General features: G+C 66.1%; 6 protein-coding genes. 5 read left to right on the forward strand and 1 reads right to left on the reverse strand.

Translation table 11 applies throughout. The annotated features are described in order from the left end of the window. Positions 1–22: 22 nt before the first annotated feature. Complete coding sequence (locus ACZYZF_RS05715) at positions 23–11,086, reverse strand: type I polyketide synthase (protein ID WP_463834807.1); 11,064 nt, start codon at positions 11,084–11,086, stop codon at positions 23–25. A 247-nt stretch (positions 11,087–11,333) separates the two neighbouring features. Between ACZYZF_RS05715 and ACZYZF_RS05720 the strand changes: the two genes are divergently transcribed. The 5 genes from ACZYZF_RS05720 to ACZYZF_RS05740 all read left to right on the forward strand — a co-directional run bounded on the left by ACZYZF_RS05720 (position 11,334) and on the right by ACZYZF_RS05740 (position 19,421). Beyond that, on the forward strand, positions 11,334–12,755 hold the full coding sequence (locus ACZYZF_RS05720; RefSeq protein WP_463743130.1) for a condensation domain-containing protein: 1,422 nt from the start codon (positions 11,334–11,336) through the stop codon (positions 12,753–12,755). 66 nt (positions 12,756–12,821) lie between these two features. Further along, positions 12,822–15,812 (forward strand): MMPL/RND family transporter, encoded by a 2,991-nt coding sequence (locus ACZYZF_RS05725; protein WP_463834808.1) that lies wholly within the window; start codon positions 12,822–12,824, stop codon positions 15,810–15,812. A 69-nt stretch (positions 15,813–15,881) separates the two neighbouring features. Then, positions 15,882–17,018 (forward strand): acyltransferase PE, encoded by a 1,137-nt coding sequence (gene pe / locus ACZYZF_RS05730; RefSeq protein ID WP_463834810.1) that lies wholly within the window; start codon positions 15,882–15,884, stop codon positions 17,016–17,018. Positions 17,019–17,065: 47 nt separating this feature from the next. Further along, the gene (locus ACZYZF_RS05735; protein WP_463834811.1) at positions 17,066–18,832 is read left to right on the forward strand and encodes an AMP-binding protein; all 1,767 of its coding nucleotides are present in this window, start codon (positions 17,066–17,068) and stop codon (positions 18,830–18,832) included. Between the two features lie 103 nt (positions 18,833–18,935). Continuing rightward, on the forward strand, positions 18,936–19,421 hold the full coding sequence (locus ACZYZF_RS05740) for a flavin reductase family protein (protein ID WP_463743127.1): 486 nt from the start codon (positions 18,936–18,938) through the stop codon (positions 19,419–19,421). The last annotated feature ends 32 nt before the right edge of the window (positions 19,422–19,453 follow it).

A 19,453-nucleotide genomic window follows, 5' to 3' on the forward strand; every position in this document is an offset into this window, starting at 1 on the left:
GGCAGTTTTACGTCTTGTCGCGCTAGTTGGACGCGGGCTCCTCATTTTCCTGCTGAGGTGTCTCCTGCTGCTGAGCCTCCAGTGGCTCCGACGCCTCCGGTGACTCCGTCGACTCCGCATCGGGCAGCTGGCCCACCAGATACTCGGCCAGGCCGCCGATGGTCGGGTAGTCGAAGACTGCCGTCGCGTTGAGCGTGAACTTGCCGCCGAACTGAGTGTGCAGCCGGTTGCGGAGTTCGATCGCCATCAGCGAGTCGGTGCCGAGATCCAGGAAGCGGCTGGTCGCGGCCGGCGGTGAGGCGAGCCGCAGGAAGTTCTGCACCTCCTTCTGCAGGAACTCGGTCACGAACCCGGCACGTTGCGGTACCGGGATCTCGAGCAGCTGCTTGAGAACCTCGCTGTCGCCGACGACCTCACCGACTGCACTCGGCAGCACCAGGTCGAGAATCGGCGGCCGCGAGCTTCCGAGCACCTTCGCGGCCCGCTGCCAGTTGGCCTTGATGACGGCGGCCTGGCCGGTTCCGTTGGCTACGACCTCGGCGAGGGCGGCGAGCGCCCCCGAGGGATCGAGCGGAATCAGTCCCTGAGCACTGATATTGGCGGTTGCCGCCTCCGAAGAGGCCATGCCGCCCTGACCCCAGGGTCCGAAGTTGATACCGGTGGCCGGCAAGCCCTGCGCCCTGCGCTGCGCGATCAGACCGTCGAGCAGCGCATTGGCCGTCGCGTAGTTGGACTGCCCGGGTGAACCGAACAAGCTCGACACCGAGGAGGACACGATGAAGAAGTCCAGCTCGTCGTCCTTGGTCAACCGGTCCAGGTGCCTGGCGCCGAAGGCCTTGGGCGCCAACACCTTGTCGAACCGCTCCATACTCTGCTGACCCAGCAGGGCATCGTCGAGCACGCCCGCCAGATGCACCACACCGGCCAGCGGCGAGACCTCGGCGCGGATCCGCTCCAGCAGCTTCGCAACCTCGGACTCCTCGCCGACATCCGCGGTGAAGACGTGGATGCGGGTCTTGTACCGGTCGGTGATCTCCTCGATCAACTTCTGCGCGTCCGCATCGGGTTCGCGCCGGCTGGTCAACACGATGTCGCCGGCACCGATCTGGGCGAGGTAGGACGCCGTGTGCAGGCCGATCGCGCCGAGGCCACCGGTGATCAGGTAGCTCCGGTCCGGCTGCGGATGCAACGCGGTCGGGATCTGCAGCACGATCTTGCCGATGTGCTTGGCCGTCTGCATACGGCGGAACGCCGCTCTGGCTTCGGTGAGCGGATAGATCTCCGCGGGTAGCGGCGTCCACTCGCCGTTGGCCAACCCCTCCGACACCTCGGTGAGCAGGTCGCGAATGCGGTCGGGCTCGGTGAACATCACCGTGTCCAGCGCGACGATCTCGTAGGCGATGTCGGGGCGGACCTCGGCCATCTGCTCGGCCGACCAGATATCGCGCTTGGCGATCTCGGCGAACCGGCCGTTCTGCGCGGTGGCCCGCAGCGTCGCCTCGATGAACCCTTCACTGGTCAGGCTGTTGAGGACCACGTCGACACCCTTGCCGTCGGTGTCCGCCAGGATCTGATCGGCGAAATCCGTTGTGCGCGAGTCGTAGACATGTTCGACACCGAGCTTGCGCAGTGTCGAGCGCTTGAAGGTGCTGGCCGTGGCGAACACCGTGGCCCCCTTCGCCTGGGCCATCTGGATGGCTGCCAGGCCCACGCCACCGCTGGCCGCGTGGATGAGCACCTTGTCGCCGGGCTTCAGGTCGGCCCAGTCGAACGACAGCCTGACCGTCAGCGCCGCGGCGGGAATGGTCGCGGCTTCCACACCGCTCACCCCGTCCGGGATGGGCGCCAGGAACTGCGCAGGCACGTTGAACCGGCTGGAGAACGCGCCCTGCATGGAGCCGTACACGCGCTGCCCCACCTCGAGCCCGGTGACGCCATCGCCCAATTGTGTGACGATGCCGGCGAAGTCGCCGCCGATCGGCCCCGGGTCGCCCGGGTACAGGCCGAGGACATTGAGGACGTCGCGGAAGTTCATGCCCGCGGCCTCCACCCGGACCTGCACGTAACCCTCGTCCGGCGGCGGCACCTCCTTCTCGGTGATCCGCAGGTTGTCGATCGCGCCGCGCTCGGTGGGTGCCAGGACGTAATCGCTCCCGCGCGGCACCGTGAGATGGCCGCTGCGTGCCCACGGCAACAGCCGAGAGGCCAGCAGCTTGCCCTGCCGCACAGCGATTTCCGGCTCGTCAACCGGAGTGGCCAGCAGATTGGCCAGCGCCTGTACGGCCTCGGGTGAGCCGTCGCAATCGACGAGCTTGGCACGCAACGCCGGTTCCTCGTTGATTGTGGTCCGCCCGAATCCCCACAGCGCCGCCTGGACGGGATCCACCGGCTCACCCGATTCGGTGGCCACGGCTCGTTCGGTGACGATCCACAAACCGTGTGGGAGTTTCACACTGCCGCTCGGTGAACCGCCCTGCACCGTGTGCACGGCGCTCAGCAGGTTCTCGATCTCGGTGTGGAGGCGTGCGGTGCCGTCGGCGCCGGCCTCCTGTGCACTCGGCGCGGTGGCGCGCCAGACGACACCGGCGAACGGCATGCCGCGCTCGGCAGCCTGCGCCAGTACCTGTCCCAGGAGTTCCGGATCAGCGTTCCGGTTGAGCGGGATGCAGCCCGGCACCTTGGCGGCGAGGTCGTCGAAACCGGCGATCAGCCAGGTGCCACTTGCCTTCTCGGCCTCAGGTTCCACCGGCGGCACCGGTACCTCGTGCCAGCCCAGGGTGTACAGCAGCCGGGTGGCGTCGCCACCGAGACCACGCAGCAACGCTTCGCGGGGTGCGCGCTTGACCGTGAACTCCCGAATACCGCCCAGGTGACGGCCATCTCGATCGATGTAGTCGAGATCGAAGACCTGGGTTTCGCTGTCGAGTGCGCTCTCGTGCCACCTCGCGCGGCAGTAGAACCGCCGAGGCATCTTCTCCTTCAACGTCACCTGCCCGTACCGCAGCGGCAGGAACAGATCGTTGATGCCCTGCTCGGCCGCGAGCAGCGCCGGGAACGCCGGGAAGGCGACGCCCGTGCACAGGTCCATCAGGACCGGGTGCATCGGCTCGGTTCCCAGTTGTTCGGCGAGTTCCTCGCCGACCAGGATGTCGCCGATCGCCTCGCCCTCACCGAGCCACAGCGACTTCAGGGAACCGGACCAGTTCGGGCCCCACGACAACTCCAGGTCGGCGAAGGTCTCGAACAGCTCCTGCGGACGCATCCGGTTCAACCGCTCGATCGTCTCGTCGATCGGATCGTCCTCGGTGGCGGGCTCTTCGGTGGTGTCGTCCACGCCGGCGACCACCGTGCCTTCGGCGTTCAGCGACCAATCGGAGTCGCGTTCCCCGTAGGGACGGCTGTGCACCTGGAACTTCCACCCACCGCCGTCGTCCAGCGGATGCAGCGTCAGCTGCACCTCGCGAGAACTCTTCTCGGGCAGAATGATCGGCTCGTAGAAGAAGACGTCTCTGGCTCGGGCCGGAGTGCCGACAGCGGCCAGCGCCATTGCGGCGTACGTCGCGCCGGGGACGACGACAGTGCCGTAGATGACGTGATCGGACAGCCACGGCTGAGACTTGACGGACAACCTGCTGGTGTAGACCGAGTCGCCGGATGCGAGATCCTTTGCACTGCCCAGGATTCCGGAGGAAACGGTCGCACCGACGCCGCCGTCCATGGCGATGCCGGCCGACTTGGGCCAGAAGCGCCGGTGCTGGAACGGATATGTCGGCAACTCGATCTTGTGGCCGGGCTGGTTTTGCACCGCTGCGAAGTCGGGGCGGTGGCCACCGACGTAGGCTGCGGCCAGCGCGTCGGCGACCTGGCGCCGATCGCTGATTCCCTTGCGCAGAGAGACGATCGCTCGCGGTGCGGCCAGGTGTTCCGGCCATACCTGTACCGCCGCGCTGGTCAGCACCGGCTGTGGACCGATCTCCATCAGTATCGAGCAACCCAGCGCCGCGACCGTACGCACGCTTTCGGAGAACTGCACCGGCTGACGCGAATGCCGGCGCCAGTACGGAGCGTCGAGCGGGGTCTGGGCCGTCAGGATGGCCCCGGTGCGGTTGCAGACCAGGGGCAGCGTCGGTGCGGCGAACTGCACCTGCGCTGCGTACGCCTCGAATTCATCGAGCACCGGATCCAGCAGTTCCGAGTGGAACGCGTGGCTGGTCTGCAGCCAGGTGCAGCGGATTCCCTCGTCGCCGAACTGGGTGACGATCTCTTCGAGGTCGTCGCCCGGGCCCGAGAGGACGGTGTTGGGGCCGTTGTAGGCGCCGACCGACACCCGTGGGAATTTGTTTGCGATCTCCTCGACGTGCTTGGGGTCGGCGAATACCGCCACCATGCGTCCGCCTTCGGGCAGGCTGCCGAACAGCCGGCCGCGCTCGGCCATCAGCCGGGCACCGTCCTCCAGGCTGAAGACCCCGGCGACGCAGGCCGCCGCGTACTGGCCGACGCTGTGGCCCAGCACGACATCGGGTTCGATGCCCCACGACTGCCACAGCCGCGCCAGACCCATCTCGACGGCGAAGAGTGCCGGCTGCGCATATGAGGTGTCCCGCAGGCTTTCTGCAGCACCGCTACCGGTCGCGAACATCACCTCAAGCAGCGGACGTGGCAGCATGCCCTGGATCGCATCGGCGCACCGCGTCACGGTCTCGGCGAAAACCGGCTCCGTGTCGAACAATTCGCGCGCCATCCCGGGGTACTGGCTGCCCTGCCCGGTGAACAACCATGCGGTTGTCGGCTGGTTCGTGTGCTCACCCCGCACCACACCTGGTCGCGTCCGGTTTTCGGCCAGGTCGGCCAGACCCAGGCGCGCCTCCTCGATCGAATCCACGACCAGCGCAGCCCGATGCTCGAAGTGCGACCGCCCGGTTCCCGCTGTCAGGCATACGTCGGTCAGGTCGGCGTCCGGGTGGGCGGTCAGCCACCCTTCGTAACGCTGTGCCAGCGCCACGAGTGCTTCCGGTGACCGCGCGGACAACGCCAGCACGGCGACCTGGTCGGCCGCAGCCGGAGAGTCCGTCACGACCTCGTCGGCCGGGTGCTCCTCGGCGGCGTCCGGTCGTACGGGTGCCTCTTCGATCAGAACGTGCGCGTTCGTGCCGGTGAACCCGAACGAGCTCACCCCGGCGCGGCGCGGTCGGCCGTTGGTCTGCCAGGGGGTTGCCTTGTCGACGACCTGCACCGGCAGGGAATCCCACGGGATGTGCGGCGACGGGTTGTCGAAGTGCAAGCTCTGCGGCAGCACCTCATGCTGCAACGACAACACGACCTTGATCAGACCCGCTGCCCCCGAGGCTGATTCGGTGTGACCGATGTTGGTCTTCACCGAACCCATCAGCAGCGGCCGGTCGGCGTCACGCGACGCGCCGTAGGCGGCGGCTGCCGCCTGGACCTCGATCGGATCGCCGAGCGGGGTTCCCGTCCCGTGCGCTTCGAGGTAGTCGACGTCCCCGCCGGTCCAGCCTGCGCGGGACAGCGCCGTTCCGATGAGCCGTTGTTGTGCACCACCATTGGGCACGGTCAAGCCGCTGGACGCGCCATCCTGGTTCACCGCGCTGCTGGGGATGACCGCGCAGATCCGGTCGCCGTCGCGCTCCGCGTCGCTGAGCCGCTTGAGCACGAGCACGCCGCAGCCCTCACTGCGTACGTAGCCGTCCGCGGAGGCGTCGAAGGTCTTGCAGCGCCCGACGGGGGAGAGCATGCGTGCGCGGGATGCGGCGACGACCGTCACCGGGGAGAGGAGAACGTTCACACCGCCGGCCAACGCCAGGTCGCAATCGCCGGAGTGCAACGCCTGGCAGGCCTGATGGATCGCCACCAGCGCCGAGCTGCACGCGGTGTCGACTGCCATTGCCGGGCCTTCGAATCCGAGTGCGAACGCAACCCGGCCGGAGATGGCATTGAGGGCATTGCCGGTGATGAAGTACGGCTCGATCTTGTCGATCGACTCCGATGACAGCAGGTGCGCGTACTCGTTGGCGGCCACGCCGGCGAAGACGCCGGTACGGCTACCGCGCAACGCGGCCGGCGAGAATCCGGCTCTTTCGAGCCCCTCCCAGACCGTTTCGAGCATCAGCCGCTGCTGCGGCTCGATCCAGACGGCTTCACGCGGGGAGATGCCGAAGAATTCGGGATCGAATCCGTCGATGCCGTCGAGGAATCCGCCGAAGCGCGTGTAGGTCTTGCCGGCTGTCTCGGGGTCCGGGTCGTAGAACTCGTCGATGTCGAATCGGTCTTCGGGTACTTCCCGGATGGCGTCGACGCCGCCGGACAGCAAGTCCCAGAACGCTTCCGGATTGGGTGCGCCGGGGAAGCGGCACGACACGGCGACGATCGCGATGGGCTCGTCTGTGCGGGCGGAAACGGCGGCCGGTTGCGGCGCCGGTTTGGCCTGCTCGTTGAGTCCGAGCACGTCGCCGAGCAGATATTCGGCGACGTCGGAGATCCGGGGGTGATCCATCACCAGCGTGATGGGGATCTCTGCGCCCACGCCCTGTTCGATGCGGCGGCGCAGCTCGACGGCCATCAGCGAATCCATGCCGAGGTCGAAGAACCCGGCGTCCTCGCGGATCTCCGATGAGTCCACCCGCGTCACCTCTGCCACCGCGTCACGCAGGTGGTCGGTCAGGAGCTTTTTGCGCTGCTGCACAGGAGCATTGGTCAGCCGTTCGACCAGCTGCGTCTTGCCGGATGCGGTGGTGGGTGCGGCGTTCGAAAGTTGTGCCGGTACCTCACGCTCCAGCTCCGCCAGGAATCCCCGCCGGCCCGCCTGCTGGTACAACGGCAGGAAGCGGGCCCAGTCGATCCGGGCCACGACGCCTTGTGCCGAGGCAGCCGCTACGACGTCGGCCAGCCCAGCCAGCGCGTCGGCGGGCGGCAGTGTCCGGACTCCGCGCTGGTCCAGCCGCGCACGAGACTCCGCGTCGGCCATACCCGCGGCCCATGGACCGAAGTTGACGCTGGTCCCCGGGACGTTCTGCTCGCGCAGTCGCCAGGCCAAGCCGTCGAGGAAGGCGTTCGCCGCACCGTATGCGGTCTGACCGTATCCGCCCCACACCGAGGCGATCGACGAGGTGCTGATGAAGAAGTCGAGCTTCGCGTCAGCCGCCGCTTCACTCAAATGCCAGGCACCCCAGACCTTCCCGGCGAAGACGCGGTCTACCTCATCGTCGTCCAGGTTGGCCAGCGGGGTGGTGCCGAGCTCGCCCGCGGCGTGCACGATGCCCGCCAGTGGCGGTAGCTCGGCGGCCACGGTCTTCAACAGGCGTGCGACGTCGTGCGCATCGGCGACGTCGGCGGTCACCGCACGGATGTCGCAGCCGTGCTGGTCGCCGAGTGCGGTGATGCGCTGCTCGGCAGCTTCGCTGGGTGCGCGACGGCTGGTCAGGACCAGGTGCTTGGCGCCGTGCGCGGCCAGGTATCCGGCGATCTCCAGGCCGATCGACCCCAGTCCTCCGGTCACCAGATACGTTGCGTCACCCCGCAGTTCCAGGGGTGTGCCGCTGGGCAGGTCCTCCCGGCGGACCAGTCGGGGGACGTAGACCGCCTGATCGCGCAATGCGATCTGGTCTTCCCGCCGGGACGCGTCGGTGGCCGTCGTGATGCGGTTGAGCAGGGCAGTCCACTCGCCGGCACTGCCTTCCGACAGGTCGGCCAATCCGCCCCACAGCTGTGGGAGCTCCAGCGCCGCGGCGCGACCGAATCCCCACAGGGCACTCTGTTCCGGCGCCACGGTGTCCGCATCGGTGACGTGCTGTGCGCCGCAGGAGACCAGCCAGATCGGAGCCCTCAGGTCAGCCTCGACCGCGGCGCGCAACAGCCGTCGCGTTCCGGCCAGGATTTGGTGTTGCATCCGCAGCAGCGACCGCATCGAGGGCACGGTCTTGGCTTCCGGTTCCCCGTCCAGGGCGGCCACGTGAAGAATGCGAAGAGTCGAACCGTCCGCGGCAGCAGTGCGCAACGTATCTGCAAGCTGATCGGTGTCCGCGTCGGACGTCGGCAGCGCGAGGAACCGATACTGCTGCCCGCGCGAGGTCAGCACGTCTACCAGTGGCTGGACCGCCGGAGACTGCTCACCGATGAGCAGCCAGGTCGACGACTCGCCGAAGTCGGCGCCCGACAGGGGAGTAACCGCTTTTTCCCAGCGGAACTCGTAACGGTCGTCGGCGATGGACTGGGTCGAGCGTTGGCGGTTGTGTTGCGCTGCAAGCTTGGTCAGCACGTCCAGGGTCTGGCCGTCGCCGTCCGCGCCGTCGAGCAGGGTTGCGAGTTCCGCGAGGCGGCCGTCTTCGAGAAGGCGAATGGCCTGGGTGCGCGGACCGGCAACGTGCTGCTGTTGGTTGGGCTCTTCCCGATTGTCTCGGTACCAGTACTGGCGATGCTCGAACGGGTAGGTGGGCAGATCGAGTTTCTGTGCGTTCGCGTGCCGGAACGCGCTGAATTCGGGCAGGTGGCCCAGGACGTACGCATCGGCGACGGCCTCGGTGATCTGCCGCTGATCGGCGGTGTTGCGGCGTAGGGACGCGATCACCCGGGGTGCGGTGGCCTGGTCGGGCCAGGCCCCCAGGGCGGTGGCGGTGAGCACCGGCCGCGGTCCGATCTCGACCAGCAGCTTGCAGTTCATGTCGGCGAGGGTGCGCACTGTCTTGGCGAACTCCACCGGTTGGCGGGCATGCCTGCGCCAGTAGGCGCCGTCGAGCTTGACGCTCCTGCCCAGCGCCGCGCCGGTGCGGTTGTCGATCAGAATCCGTTGCGGCGCGTTGAACGTGAAACGGTTTGCATACGATTCGAATTCGTCGAGGATCGGATCCAGCAGCGCCGAGTGGAATGCGTGGCTGGTTTCGAGCCAGTCGCACCGCACGCCGTCAGCGGTGAGCCCGGCGACCGCCCGCTCGAGTTCCTCCGCGGGCCCCGACAGCACCGTGTTGGTGCCGTTGTAGGCGGCAACCGACACCGTGGGGAACTGGTCGGTGAGGCTCTCGACCCGCTCGGCGGCGGCGAACACCGCGACCATGCGGCCTCCCGCGGGCAGGCTGCCGAAGAGACGACCTCGTTCGGCCATCAGTAGGGCGCCGTCCTCCAGGCTGAACACGCCCGCGACGCACGCGGCCGAGTACTGGCCCACGCTGTGACCCAGCACCACGTCGGGCTCGAAGCCCCACGACTGCCAGAGCCGGGCCAGACCCATCTCTACCGCGAACAGGGCGGGCTGTGCATACGAGGTCTTGCGCAGCGTCTCTTCTGCTTCCGCGCTGTCCAGATCGAAGATCACGTCCAGCAGGGGCTTGTCGAGCTTGTCGGCGATTGCCGCCGCGCAGCGCTGCAGCGTCTCGGCGAATACCGGCTCGGAATCGAACAGCTCACGGGCCATACCGGCGTACTGGCTGCCCTGTCCGGTGAACAGCCAGGCGGTCTTGGGCTTGTCGTGGGATTCGCCGCGAATCAAGCCCGGCGCGGGGCGATCGTCGGCGAGCGCGCCGAGTAGTTCGATGGCGGATTCTCTCGAATCGACCACCAGTGCGGCCCGGTGCTCGAGATGTGCCCGGCTGACCCCCGCGGTGTGGCACACGTCGGCCAGGGTGGCCTCGGGGTGCGCGCTCATCCAGCTGCGGTACTGCTCAGCGACCTGCACCAATGCGGCGGGTGTGTGTGCCGACAGGGGGAGGATGCCGAACCGTTCGGCTCTGGGCTGGTCCACCGGGTTCGATACCGCCGGTTCGGGTGCTTCCTCCAGGATGACGTGGGCGTTCGTCCCGGCGAACCCGAACGAACTGACACCCGCGATGCGTGGCGTGCCGTTGCGCTCCCACGGGGTGGCCTCCTTGACCACTTCCACCGCGAGCCGGTCCCACGGGATGTGCGGCGACGGGGTCTCGAAGTGTAGGTGCTTGGGCAGCAGCTCGTTCTCGAGTGACAGGACGACCTTGATGACGCCCGCGATGCCGGCGGCGGCCTCAAGATGCCCGATGTTGGTCTTGGCCGAGCCCATCAACAGCGGCCGGTTGGTTTCGCGTCCGGGGCCGAGGGCCGCCCCTGCGGCCTGGGCCTCGATCGGGTCTCCCAGTGACGTCCCGGTGCCGTGCGCTTCGAGGTATCCGACGTCGCTGGGTTCGAGATCGGCGCGCTTGAGGGCAGCGGCGATGACACGCTGCTGAGCGACGCCGTTGGGCACCGTCAATCCACCCGATGCGCCGTCCTGGTTGATCGCGCTGCCGCGGATCACGGCCCGGATGCGGTCGCCGTCGCGGATGGCGTCTTCGAGGCGCTTGATGACGATGACGCCGCAGCCTTCGCCGCGCACGTAGCCGTCCGCGGCGGCGTCGAATGTCTTGCACCGGCCGTCGGGGGCCAGCATGTGCGCACTGGAGAAGGTGATCATGGTGGCGGGCGTGAGCAGGACGTTCGCACCGCCGGCGAGCGCGAGATCGCACTCTCCTAAGCGAAGTGCTTGGCACGCCTGATGAATCGCGACCAGCGACGAACTGCATGCGGTGTCCACGGCGACCGAGGGGCCCTGAAGCCCCAGCCGGTAGCTGATCCGGCCTGCTGCTGCGGCATTCGACGTCCCGATGGCCATGTAGGCCTCGATCTCGGGGTAAGTCAGCTCGTCAGAAGCCATTCCGAGGTAGTCGTGGGTGGCCAGACCCACGAACACGCCAGTGTTGGTGTCGGCCAATGCGGTTGGCGCGGTACCCGAGTGTTCCACCGCGCGCCAGGCCGTTTCCAGCAGGAGCCGATGCTGCGGGTCCATCAACCTGACCTCGCGTGTTGACATGCCGAAGAACGGCGCGTCGAATCCGGTTACGTCATCGACGAAACCCGCCCGGCGGGTCACCACCTTGCCTGGTACGCCGGGCTCCGGATCGAAGAATTCCTCGACGTCCCAGCGATCTTCGGGTACGTCCGAGATCCCTTCGCGTCCCGTCCGCAACAGGTCCCAGAAACCGTCGGCGTCTGGTGCCCCTGGAAAACGCGCAGCGTAGCCAACGATGGCAAAGCGTGCGGACTGTTCGTTCGGATGTTCAACGGACTTCATACCGTTGTCCTCTCGCATCGGCGTGCAGAAATACACCTCCGCGCATCCCCCCGAAAGCGCTTGAAGATCAACCCGAACCACTATTGCATGCGAAGCTGTGGCGCGCGCGACTCCCCTTGCCCGGTCAAACTTCCCTCGTCAAGCTCTCTGAGCCGTCTCTGCGGAACGACGGGTATGTTGATCCCCCGGGGGGTCCCGCCGGCCCGAGAGCGGCCGCGCGCAGAGCACTACTGGGAGGGCCTGGGTTTTGCGGATCGGTAAGATAACTGTTGGCGCACTTGATGAATGGTCGCTGAGTCCTGGCTCGGTGACCTCTTGGCAACCGACCGCCGCGGCTCAGGAAACGGCAAGAAGCGCACCGGTCAGCTCGGTTCCGGTTAGCTACATGCAGGGCCAACATCTGCGTAATTACAGCCAGCGCAACGCCGCGGGATTGAACTTCTCGCGACAGATCATCGCTAGCTGTGAGGTTGCTGGGCAATGTGATATCTCGGCAATGGACCACGCGGTGAATACCTACCTGCGCAGGCATGACACATTCCGGAGTTGGTTCAAAGAAGGCGATGACGGCCAATTCGTCAGGCATTCAATCGAAAACCCCGATGATATCGAGTTCGTGCCGGTTGACCATGGCAACTTGAGCGTCGAGGAAATTCACTCGCACGTTGTGTCCATACCGAATCCCCTGGAATGGGGCTGCTTTACGTTTGGAATCATCCAGAACGAGGAGCACTTCACTTTCTTTGCCGCCATGGATCACGTCCACGGAGACGCGACGTTGATTGGCACCACAATGATGGAAGCCAACGGAATGTATTCCGCGATGAGTGGCAGCGGCCAGGCCCTCACGCTTCCTGATGCCGGTAGTTTCGATGATTTCTGTGTTCGTGAGCGTGAGTACACGTCGTCGTTGACGTTGGAATCGCCGGGCGTGCGCGCGTGGATCGACTTCGCCGAGAACAACAGGGACGGATTTCCGGAATTCCCGCTGCCGCTGGGTAATCCGAATGAGGCGACCAGTAGCGCCTGGTCCACCGAGGTCCTGTTGAGTCCGGAGCAGACGGAACGCTTCGACGCGGCGTGCTCGGCGGCCGGCGCCCGTTTTGTCGGTGGCTTGTTTGCATGCCTGGGCCTGGTAGAGCACGAGTTCACCGGTGCGTTGACGTATTACGGCCTCACTCCGAGGGATTCGCGCACGGCGGGCGACAATTTCATGACACAGGGTTGGTTCACCGGTCTGATACCGATCACGGTTCCGGTGGCGGCGACCTCTTTCAGCGATGCCGCCTGGGCTGCGCAGCAGTCTTTCGATTCGGGACTGGACATGGCGAGAGTTCCGTATTACCGCGTGCTGGAACTGGCGCCTTGGCTGAACTGGCCGCAGCCGAACTTCCCGGTATCGAATTTTCTGCACGGTGGGGCGGCGCCGCTCAACGCCATCCTCGCGGCCGGTGACATGGGACTGGCAAACAACATCGGTATGTATCCGGACAACCGGTTCTCTTACCAATTGACGATCTATATCTTCCGGTACGGCGAGGGCACGGTCATGGCGATCATGCATCCCGACAACCCGGTCGCCGAGAAGTCGGTCACCCGCTACCTCGAGGCGATGAAATCGGTGTCGTCACGAGTTGCTGACAGCGGGCACTGGGGCCGGGTCGCGTAGCGGAGAGCAAACAATGGTCAAGAATTTTGCGCATCGCTCCGCCTTCGAGGTGAAGGTGAAGGCAACATGCGACGGTTAGCCGATTTCGTGGTGCGGTGGCCCTGGGCAGTGATCGGGGCCTGGGCCGCACTGCTGATCGCCCTGCCGCTGACGTTCCCCTCCCTCGGCGAGATGGCCGAGAAGCACCCGCTGGCAATCCTGCCGAACGATGCGCCGTCGAGTGTCACCGCCCAGAAGATGACCGAAGCGTTCCACGAATCGGGCAACAACGACCTGCTGTTGGTGGCCCTGATCAACGAGAACGGGCTGGGCTCTTCGGACGAGGCGACCTACCGCAAGCTGGTGGACGCACTGCGCGATGACGTGACAGACGTCGAGAGCGTTCAGGATTTCATCGCCACCCCGCAGCTGCGACAGTTCCTGACCAGCAAGGATAAGACCACCTGGGTACTTCCGGTGGGCCTGGTGGGTGAGTTGGGGACACCGCGGGCAATGGAATCCTTCAATCGGGTTTCCGACGTCGTCAAACTCAGTACGGCCGGTAGCCCGCTGGCCGTGCACCTCACCGGCCCCGCGGCCACCGCCGCCGATCTCACCGTGGCGGGGGAGAACGATCGACTCCCGATCGAGATCGCGATCGCCATCCTGGTCCTGGCCGTGTTGTTGTTGGTCTACCGCAGCGCTGTCACGATGCTGCTGCCATTGATCACGATCGGGTCCTCCCTGCTCATCGCCCAAGCGCTGGTGGCGGGCTTTTCGCAGCTGACCGGCGCGGGTGTTTCGAACCAGTCCGTCGTATTCCTGAGTGCGATCATGGCCGGTGCCGGCACGGATTACGCGGTCTTTCTGATCAGCCGCTATCACGACTATCTGCGATCGGACAACGATTTCGACCAGGCCGTCCGGGCCGCGATGATGTCGATCGGGAAGGTGATCTCCGCATCTGCCGCGACGGTGGGGCTCACCTTCCTACTGCTGAGCTTCACGAAAATGGGTGTATTCAAAACGGTCGGGGTGTCGGCCGCGATCGGTATCGGCGTGGCGTATCTGGCCGGAATGACCCTGTTGCCGGCCATCCTGACCCTGGTCGGGCCCCGCGGCTGGGTCAAGCCCCGGCGCGAGCTGACCGCCCGGTTCTGGCGGCGTTCGGGAATCCGCATCGTTCGCCGACCGGTTCCGCATCTCGTCGCCAGCCTTCTGGTGTTGGCCCTGCTGGCCGGCGCCGCGATCTTTGCCCGCTACAACTACGACGATCGCAAGGTGGTGGCGGCTTCGGCGCCGAGTTCGATCGGGTACGCCGCGGTGGAACGCCATTTCCCCATCGCCCAGTCCATTCCCGAATACATCCTCATCCAGTCACCGCATGACCTGCGCTCCCCGCGGGGTCTCGCAGACCTGGAGCAGCTGGCTTCGCGTGTCGCCCAACTGCCCGACGTGGGTCTGGTCAGCGGCATCACCCGGCCACTGGGGGAGGTACCGGCGGAGTTCCGGGCAACCTTCCAGGCCGGCATCGTGGGTGACCGGCTGGCCGACGGTTCCACCCAGATCGACCAGCGTTCGAGCGACCTCAACCGACTGGCGACCGGGGCGGACACGCTGGCCGACAGCCTCGCCGACGTGCGCACCCAGATCAACCAGATTGCGCCCAGTCTCCAGAGCGCGGTCGACGCGTTCTCTTCCGCGCGCACCGAATACGGTGGCGACAAGCTGGTGCGGGACGTCGACACCGCGGCCAAGCTGGTCGACAGCATCAACGCGTTGTCCAACTCCATGGGCGTCAACTTCGCTGCCGTCAAGAACATGTTTGCCTGGATCGGGCCGGTGCTGGCGGCGTTGAACGGCAATGCGGTCTGCGATGCCAACCCCTCGTGCAGTGACAGCCGTATCCAGATGCAACGGCTCATGGACGAGAACCAGGACGGCAGCCTCGACCACATCAACGATCTGGCGCACCAGCTCCAGGGGGGCAGCGGGCAGACGCTCAACGCCACGGTCAAGAAGCTGAACGCGGCACTCGCCGGCGTCACCAAGGCGGCCAATGCCATGGGGATGAACAAGGCAGGCGGTCCGCAGTCGGGCTTGAAGGACTTGCAGAGCGGCGCCAACCGCCTGGCCGGTGGAAGTCGCGAAGTGGCCGGTGGCGTCGACGAGCTCGTCAAGCAGATCAAGGTGATCTCAGCCGGGTTGGATCAGGCCTCGGGATTTCTGCTGACGATGCGCAACGACGCGGCGGACCCGGCGCAGGCGGGGTTCAACATCCCGCCCGAGGTGCTGAACATGGACGAGTTCAAGAAGGCCTCCGCGGCGTACGTCTCGCCGGACGGCAGGTCGGTGCGGTATCTGGTGCAGACGAAGCTCAACCCGTTCAGTCCCGAGGCCATGGACCAGGTCAACCAGATCCAGGACATCGCCCGGGGTGCGCAGCCGAACACCACGCTCGCCGACGCCTCGATATCGATGGGCGGGTTCCCCGCCGGGCTGCGGGATACCCGTGACTACTACCAGCAGGACATCCGGTTCATCATCATCGGGACCCTCGTCGTCGTGATGCTGATTCTGATGTTGCTGCTGCGTTCGATCGTCGCTCCGATCTACCTCGTCGCGTCGGTGGTGATCTCCTATCTGGCCGCCCTGGGCATCAGCGTCCTGGTGTTCCAGTCGCTACTCGGCGAGCAATTGCATTGGAGCGTGCCGCCGTTGGCCTTCGTGGTGTTGGTCGCGGTGGGAGCCGACTACAACATGCTCCTGGTGTCACGAATGCGGGACGAGTCTCCGCACAGCATTCGGTACGGCATCATTCGCACGCTGAGTTCGACCGGAGGGGTGATCACCGCAGCGGGCCTCATCTTCGCCGCCTCGGTCGCCGGTCTCATGTTCTCCAGCATCGGCATGGTGGTGCAGGGCGGCTTCGTGATCGGAGTCGGCATCTTGCTGGATACCTTCGTGGTGCGCACCATCACGGTGCCCGCCATCGCTGCGCTGATCGGCAAGGCCAACTGGTGGCCGTCACGAATGGGCGACCAGAAGTCGTTGCGTACACCGGCAACCAGTCCGTGACCACGGCGGGAAGCGGGCACACGTGATGTATGGAAAACTCGAAACGAAGCAAATCGGGCAGGTGCAGAGATGAAGAAGCTACTCGCAGGGCTGACGGTCCTGGTAACTGCCGGTGTCACAGGATGTTTCGGCGTCGGATCGGCAGCCGCCGATGACACACAGGCCCCCGGGACATCGGCCGGTGGCACGCCGCCGCCGGCGCCGGCGCCGGCTGACCCCGGGACCGCATACGCCCTGGGTGGTGCCCACGTCCTCGGTATCCCCTATGACGAGTACATCCGGATGACGGGTGAGCAGTGGTTCCCCGGCATGAAGCGGGTGAAGGTCGACTACCCGGCAGGGCAGGTTCAGGGCCATACCCTGGAACGTCTCTTCCCCGGCATCGGTCCGATCGGCGAGCAGATCTATCCCGGTCTGGGCCTGGACGGTCCCAGCATCGGCGAGTCGGTCGATGAGGGAGAAGGAAACCTCGACGCCGCCATCCGCAAGGGCGGTAAGGGAAGAGCGATGGGGCTGTCCGAGGGAGCGCTCGTGCTGAACGCGGTGAAGGCGCGTCTGGCCAACGATCCGACTGCCCCGCCACCGGACCAACTGAGTTTCGCGACGTTCGGCGACCCGATCGCCAAGCACGCCTTCGGGGAGAGCTTCCTGACCCAGAACTTTCCGGTCGGCAGCGTCGTGCCGTTCATGGACTACCGCATCCCGGCGCCCGTGGAGAGCCAGTACCACACCGACCAGTTCGTCTCGGCTTACGACAGCATCGCGGACTGGCCGGACCGGCCCGACAACTGGATGAGCGTGATCAATGCGGTCGCCGGCCTGGCGACCGGTCACACCGCGATCGCGTTCACCAACCCGAGTAACGTTCCGCCGCAGAACATCAGGACGACGGTCAACTCCAAAGGTGCGACGACGACGACGTACCTGGTACCCGAAGAGCACCTTCCCCTGGTGCTGCCCTTCAAGTACCTCGGATATGACCAGGGCACGCTGAATCAGTTGGATGCGATATTGCTGCCCCGGGTGAACGCCGGTTATTCGCGAAACGACGACCCGGCGACCGCCCCGATCACCGTGGATCCGGTACACGGATTCGACCCCGCGGAGGTCACCGCACCCGCCAACGACGCGACGTTCGGTGGCGGCACCGACCCCATGTCGGAGATCGCCAACGGTGCCTTGTCCCTGTTGTCCGGCGGACACTGACAGCGGCGCGCGAGCCGACGGATTCGACGAGTTAGTACGGACGTGACATGACGCTGACGACGACTTCGCCCCAATCAACCATTCTCTCGATGCTGCACGGACGTGCCAGCCTGCGTCCGGACGACGTGGCCTTTGCGTTCACCGACTACGACGACGACCCGGCCGGGGTGACCGAGACCGTGACGTGGTCGCAGCTGTCTCGGCGGACGATGAACGTCGCACGACAGATCCGCTTGAGCGGTTCTGTCGGCGACCGGGCGGTGATCCTCGCCCCGCAGGGGCTGGAGTACATCCTGGCGTTCCTCGGTTCCATGCAGGCCGGGTTGATCGCGGTTCCCCTTCCGTTGCCCCATCGCGGCTCGAACCACGACCGGGTGAGTGCGGTCTTCGTCGATACCGCGCCGGCGGTTGTCCTCACGACCTCCGCGGTCGCCGAGGATGTCGGGGATTACGTGGATCAGTCACAGATGGACACCGCGCCGAAGATCGTGGTGGTCGATTCGCTGAATCTGGATGCCGAAGAGGGGGCAGACCCGTCCGACGGCGGTACCGTCGAGTTCCCCAGCACGGCGTACTTGCAGTACAGCTCGGGTTCCACTCGGCTGCCCACCGGCGTGATGATCTCGCACCGCAACCTGCAGGCGAATTTCGAGCAGTTGATGCGCGGCTTGTTCGCCGATGCCAACGCCAAGACCTCGACCGATATGACCATCGTTTCGTGGCTGCCCTTCTACCACGACATGGGGTTGGTGTTGGGTGTCTGCGCACCCATCCTGGGCGGCTACTCCGCGGCCCTGACGAGCCCGGTGGCGTTTCTGGAGAAGCCGGACCGATGGATCCGGGCACTCGCCGAGAACCCGGGCGCCTTTTCCGCGGCGCCCAACTTCGCGTTCGACCTCGCCGCCCGCAAGACCAAGGATTCGGACCTCGCCGGACTCGACCTGGGCGGGGTGGTGGGCATCATCAATGGCGCCGAGCGCGTCGAGCCCGCCACGTTGGAGCGCTTCGCCGACAGGTTCGCTCACTTCAACTTCCGGGACCACATGCTGCGTCCGTCGTACGGGATGGCGGAGGCTACCGTCTTCGTCGCCACCGGCACGTGGACCGAGTCGGCGGAGGACGTCTATTTCGATGTCGACGAGTTGGCGGCGGGCCGCGCTCGCCGCTGTGCCGCCCGAGCCGGCACAGCGCTGGTGCAGTATGGGCTGCCGCAGTCACCCGTGGTGCGGGTCGTCGACGTCGAGACCAACCGGGAATGCCCGCCGGACGCGGTCGGCGAGATCTGGGTGCACGGCGACAACGTCGCGGCCGGCTACTGGAGCAGGCCGCCGGAGGAGCAGCAGTGCTTCGGCGCGACCCTGGTCGACCCGTCGCCGGGTACGGTCCACGGACCGTGGCTGAAAACCGGTGATCTTGGCTTCGTCTCCGGCGGAGAGCTTTTCATCGTCGGTCGGATCAAAGATCTGCTGATCATCCGCGGGCGCAACCACTATCCCGAGGACATCGAGGCAACTGTCCAGCAGATCACCGGTGGCCGGGTCGCGGCGATCTCGGTTCCGGTGAACAGCACCGAGAAGCTGGTCACCGTCATCGAGCTCAAGAAGCGGGGTGAGTCCCCGGTCGAGGCGGGCAACTGGCTCACCGCGATCAAGAGCGATGTCACCTCGGCGATATCCAATGCGCACGGCTTGAATGTCGGGGATCTCGTTCTGGTTCATCCGGGTTCGATCCCCACTACGACGAGCGGCAAGATCCGCCGCGCCGCCTGCGCGGAACAGTATCGACAGGACGAATTCGCTCGCTTGGACGCCTGATCGCCCACCACTGCGCGAGATTCCAGTGGGGCGGCAGCACCGGGACCTCCACGGCTGAGGGCGGATCACGGGTGAGGCGGTGCTGTGTGAAGATGGAGGTGTTATGAGCGCAACAGAACTGAGTCCGACGTCGCTGCGTGAGGCGTTCGGCCACTTTCCGTCCGGTGTCATCGCGATTGCTGCCGAGGTAGAGGGCACTCTGGTCGGCTTGGCCGCCAGCACCTTCGTGCCGGTGTCGCTCGACCCGCCACTGGTGTCGTTCTGTGTGCAGAATTCCTCGACCACCTGGCCCAAGCTCAAGGACCTCCCGTCGCTGGGAATCAGCGTGCTGGGCGAATCCCATGACGACGCGGCCCGCACCCTGGCCGCCAAGACCGGAGACCGGTTCGCCGGGCTGGAGACCGAGTCGCGCGAATCCGGCGCGGTGTTCATCCACGGAACCAGCGTGTGGTTGGAGAGCGCCATCGAGCAGTTGGTGGAGGCCGGCGACCACACCATCGTGGTGCTGCGGGTCAGCGATATCACGGTTCATGCCGACGTGGCGCCGATAGTGTTCCACCGCAGCACGTTCCGTAAGCTCGGCGCCTGACTTTCCGGGCGTCGCGGTGGTGAATCGGCCGA

This window comes from Mycobacterium sp. IDUB_24 (genome assembly GCF_055419385.1).

Coding starts and splice junctions, on each gene's coding strand:
- ACZYZF_RS05740 (WP_463743127.1), top strand. CDS start 18,936: ATGAGCGCAACAGAACTGAGTCCGACGTCGCTGCGTGAGGCGTTCGGC.
- ACZYZF_RS05735 (WP_463834811.1), top strand. CDS start 17,066: ATGACGCTGACGACGACTTCGCCCCAATCAACCATTCTCTCGATGCTG.
- pe (WP_463834810.1), top strand. CDS start 15,882: ATGAAGAAGCTACTCGCAGGGCTGACGGTCCTGGTAACTGCCGGTGTC.
- ACZYZF_RS05715 (WP_463834807.1), bottom strand. CDS start 11,086: ATGAAGTCCGTTGAACATCCGAACGAACAGTCCGCACGCTTTGCCATC.
- ACZYZF_RS05725 (WP_463834808.1), top strand. CDS start 12,822: ATGCGACGGTTAGCCGATTTCGTGGTGCGGTGGCCCTGGGCAGTGATC.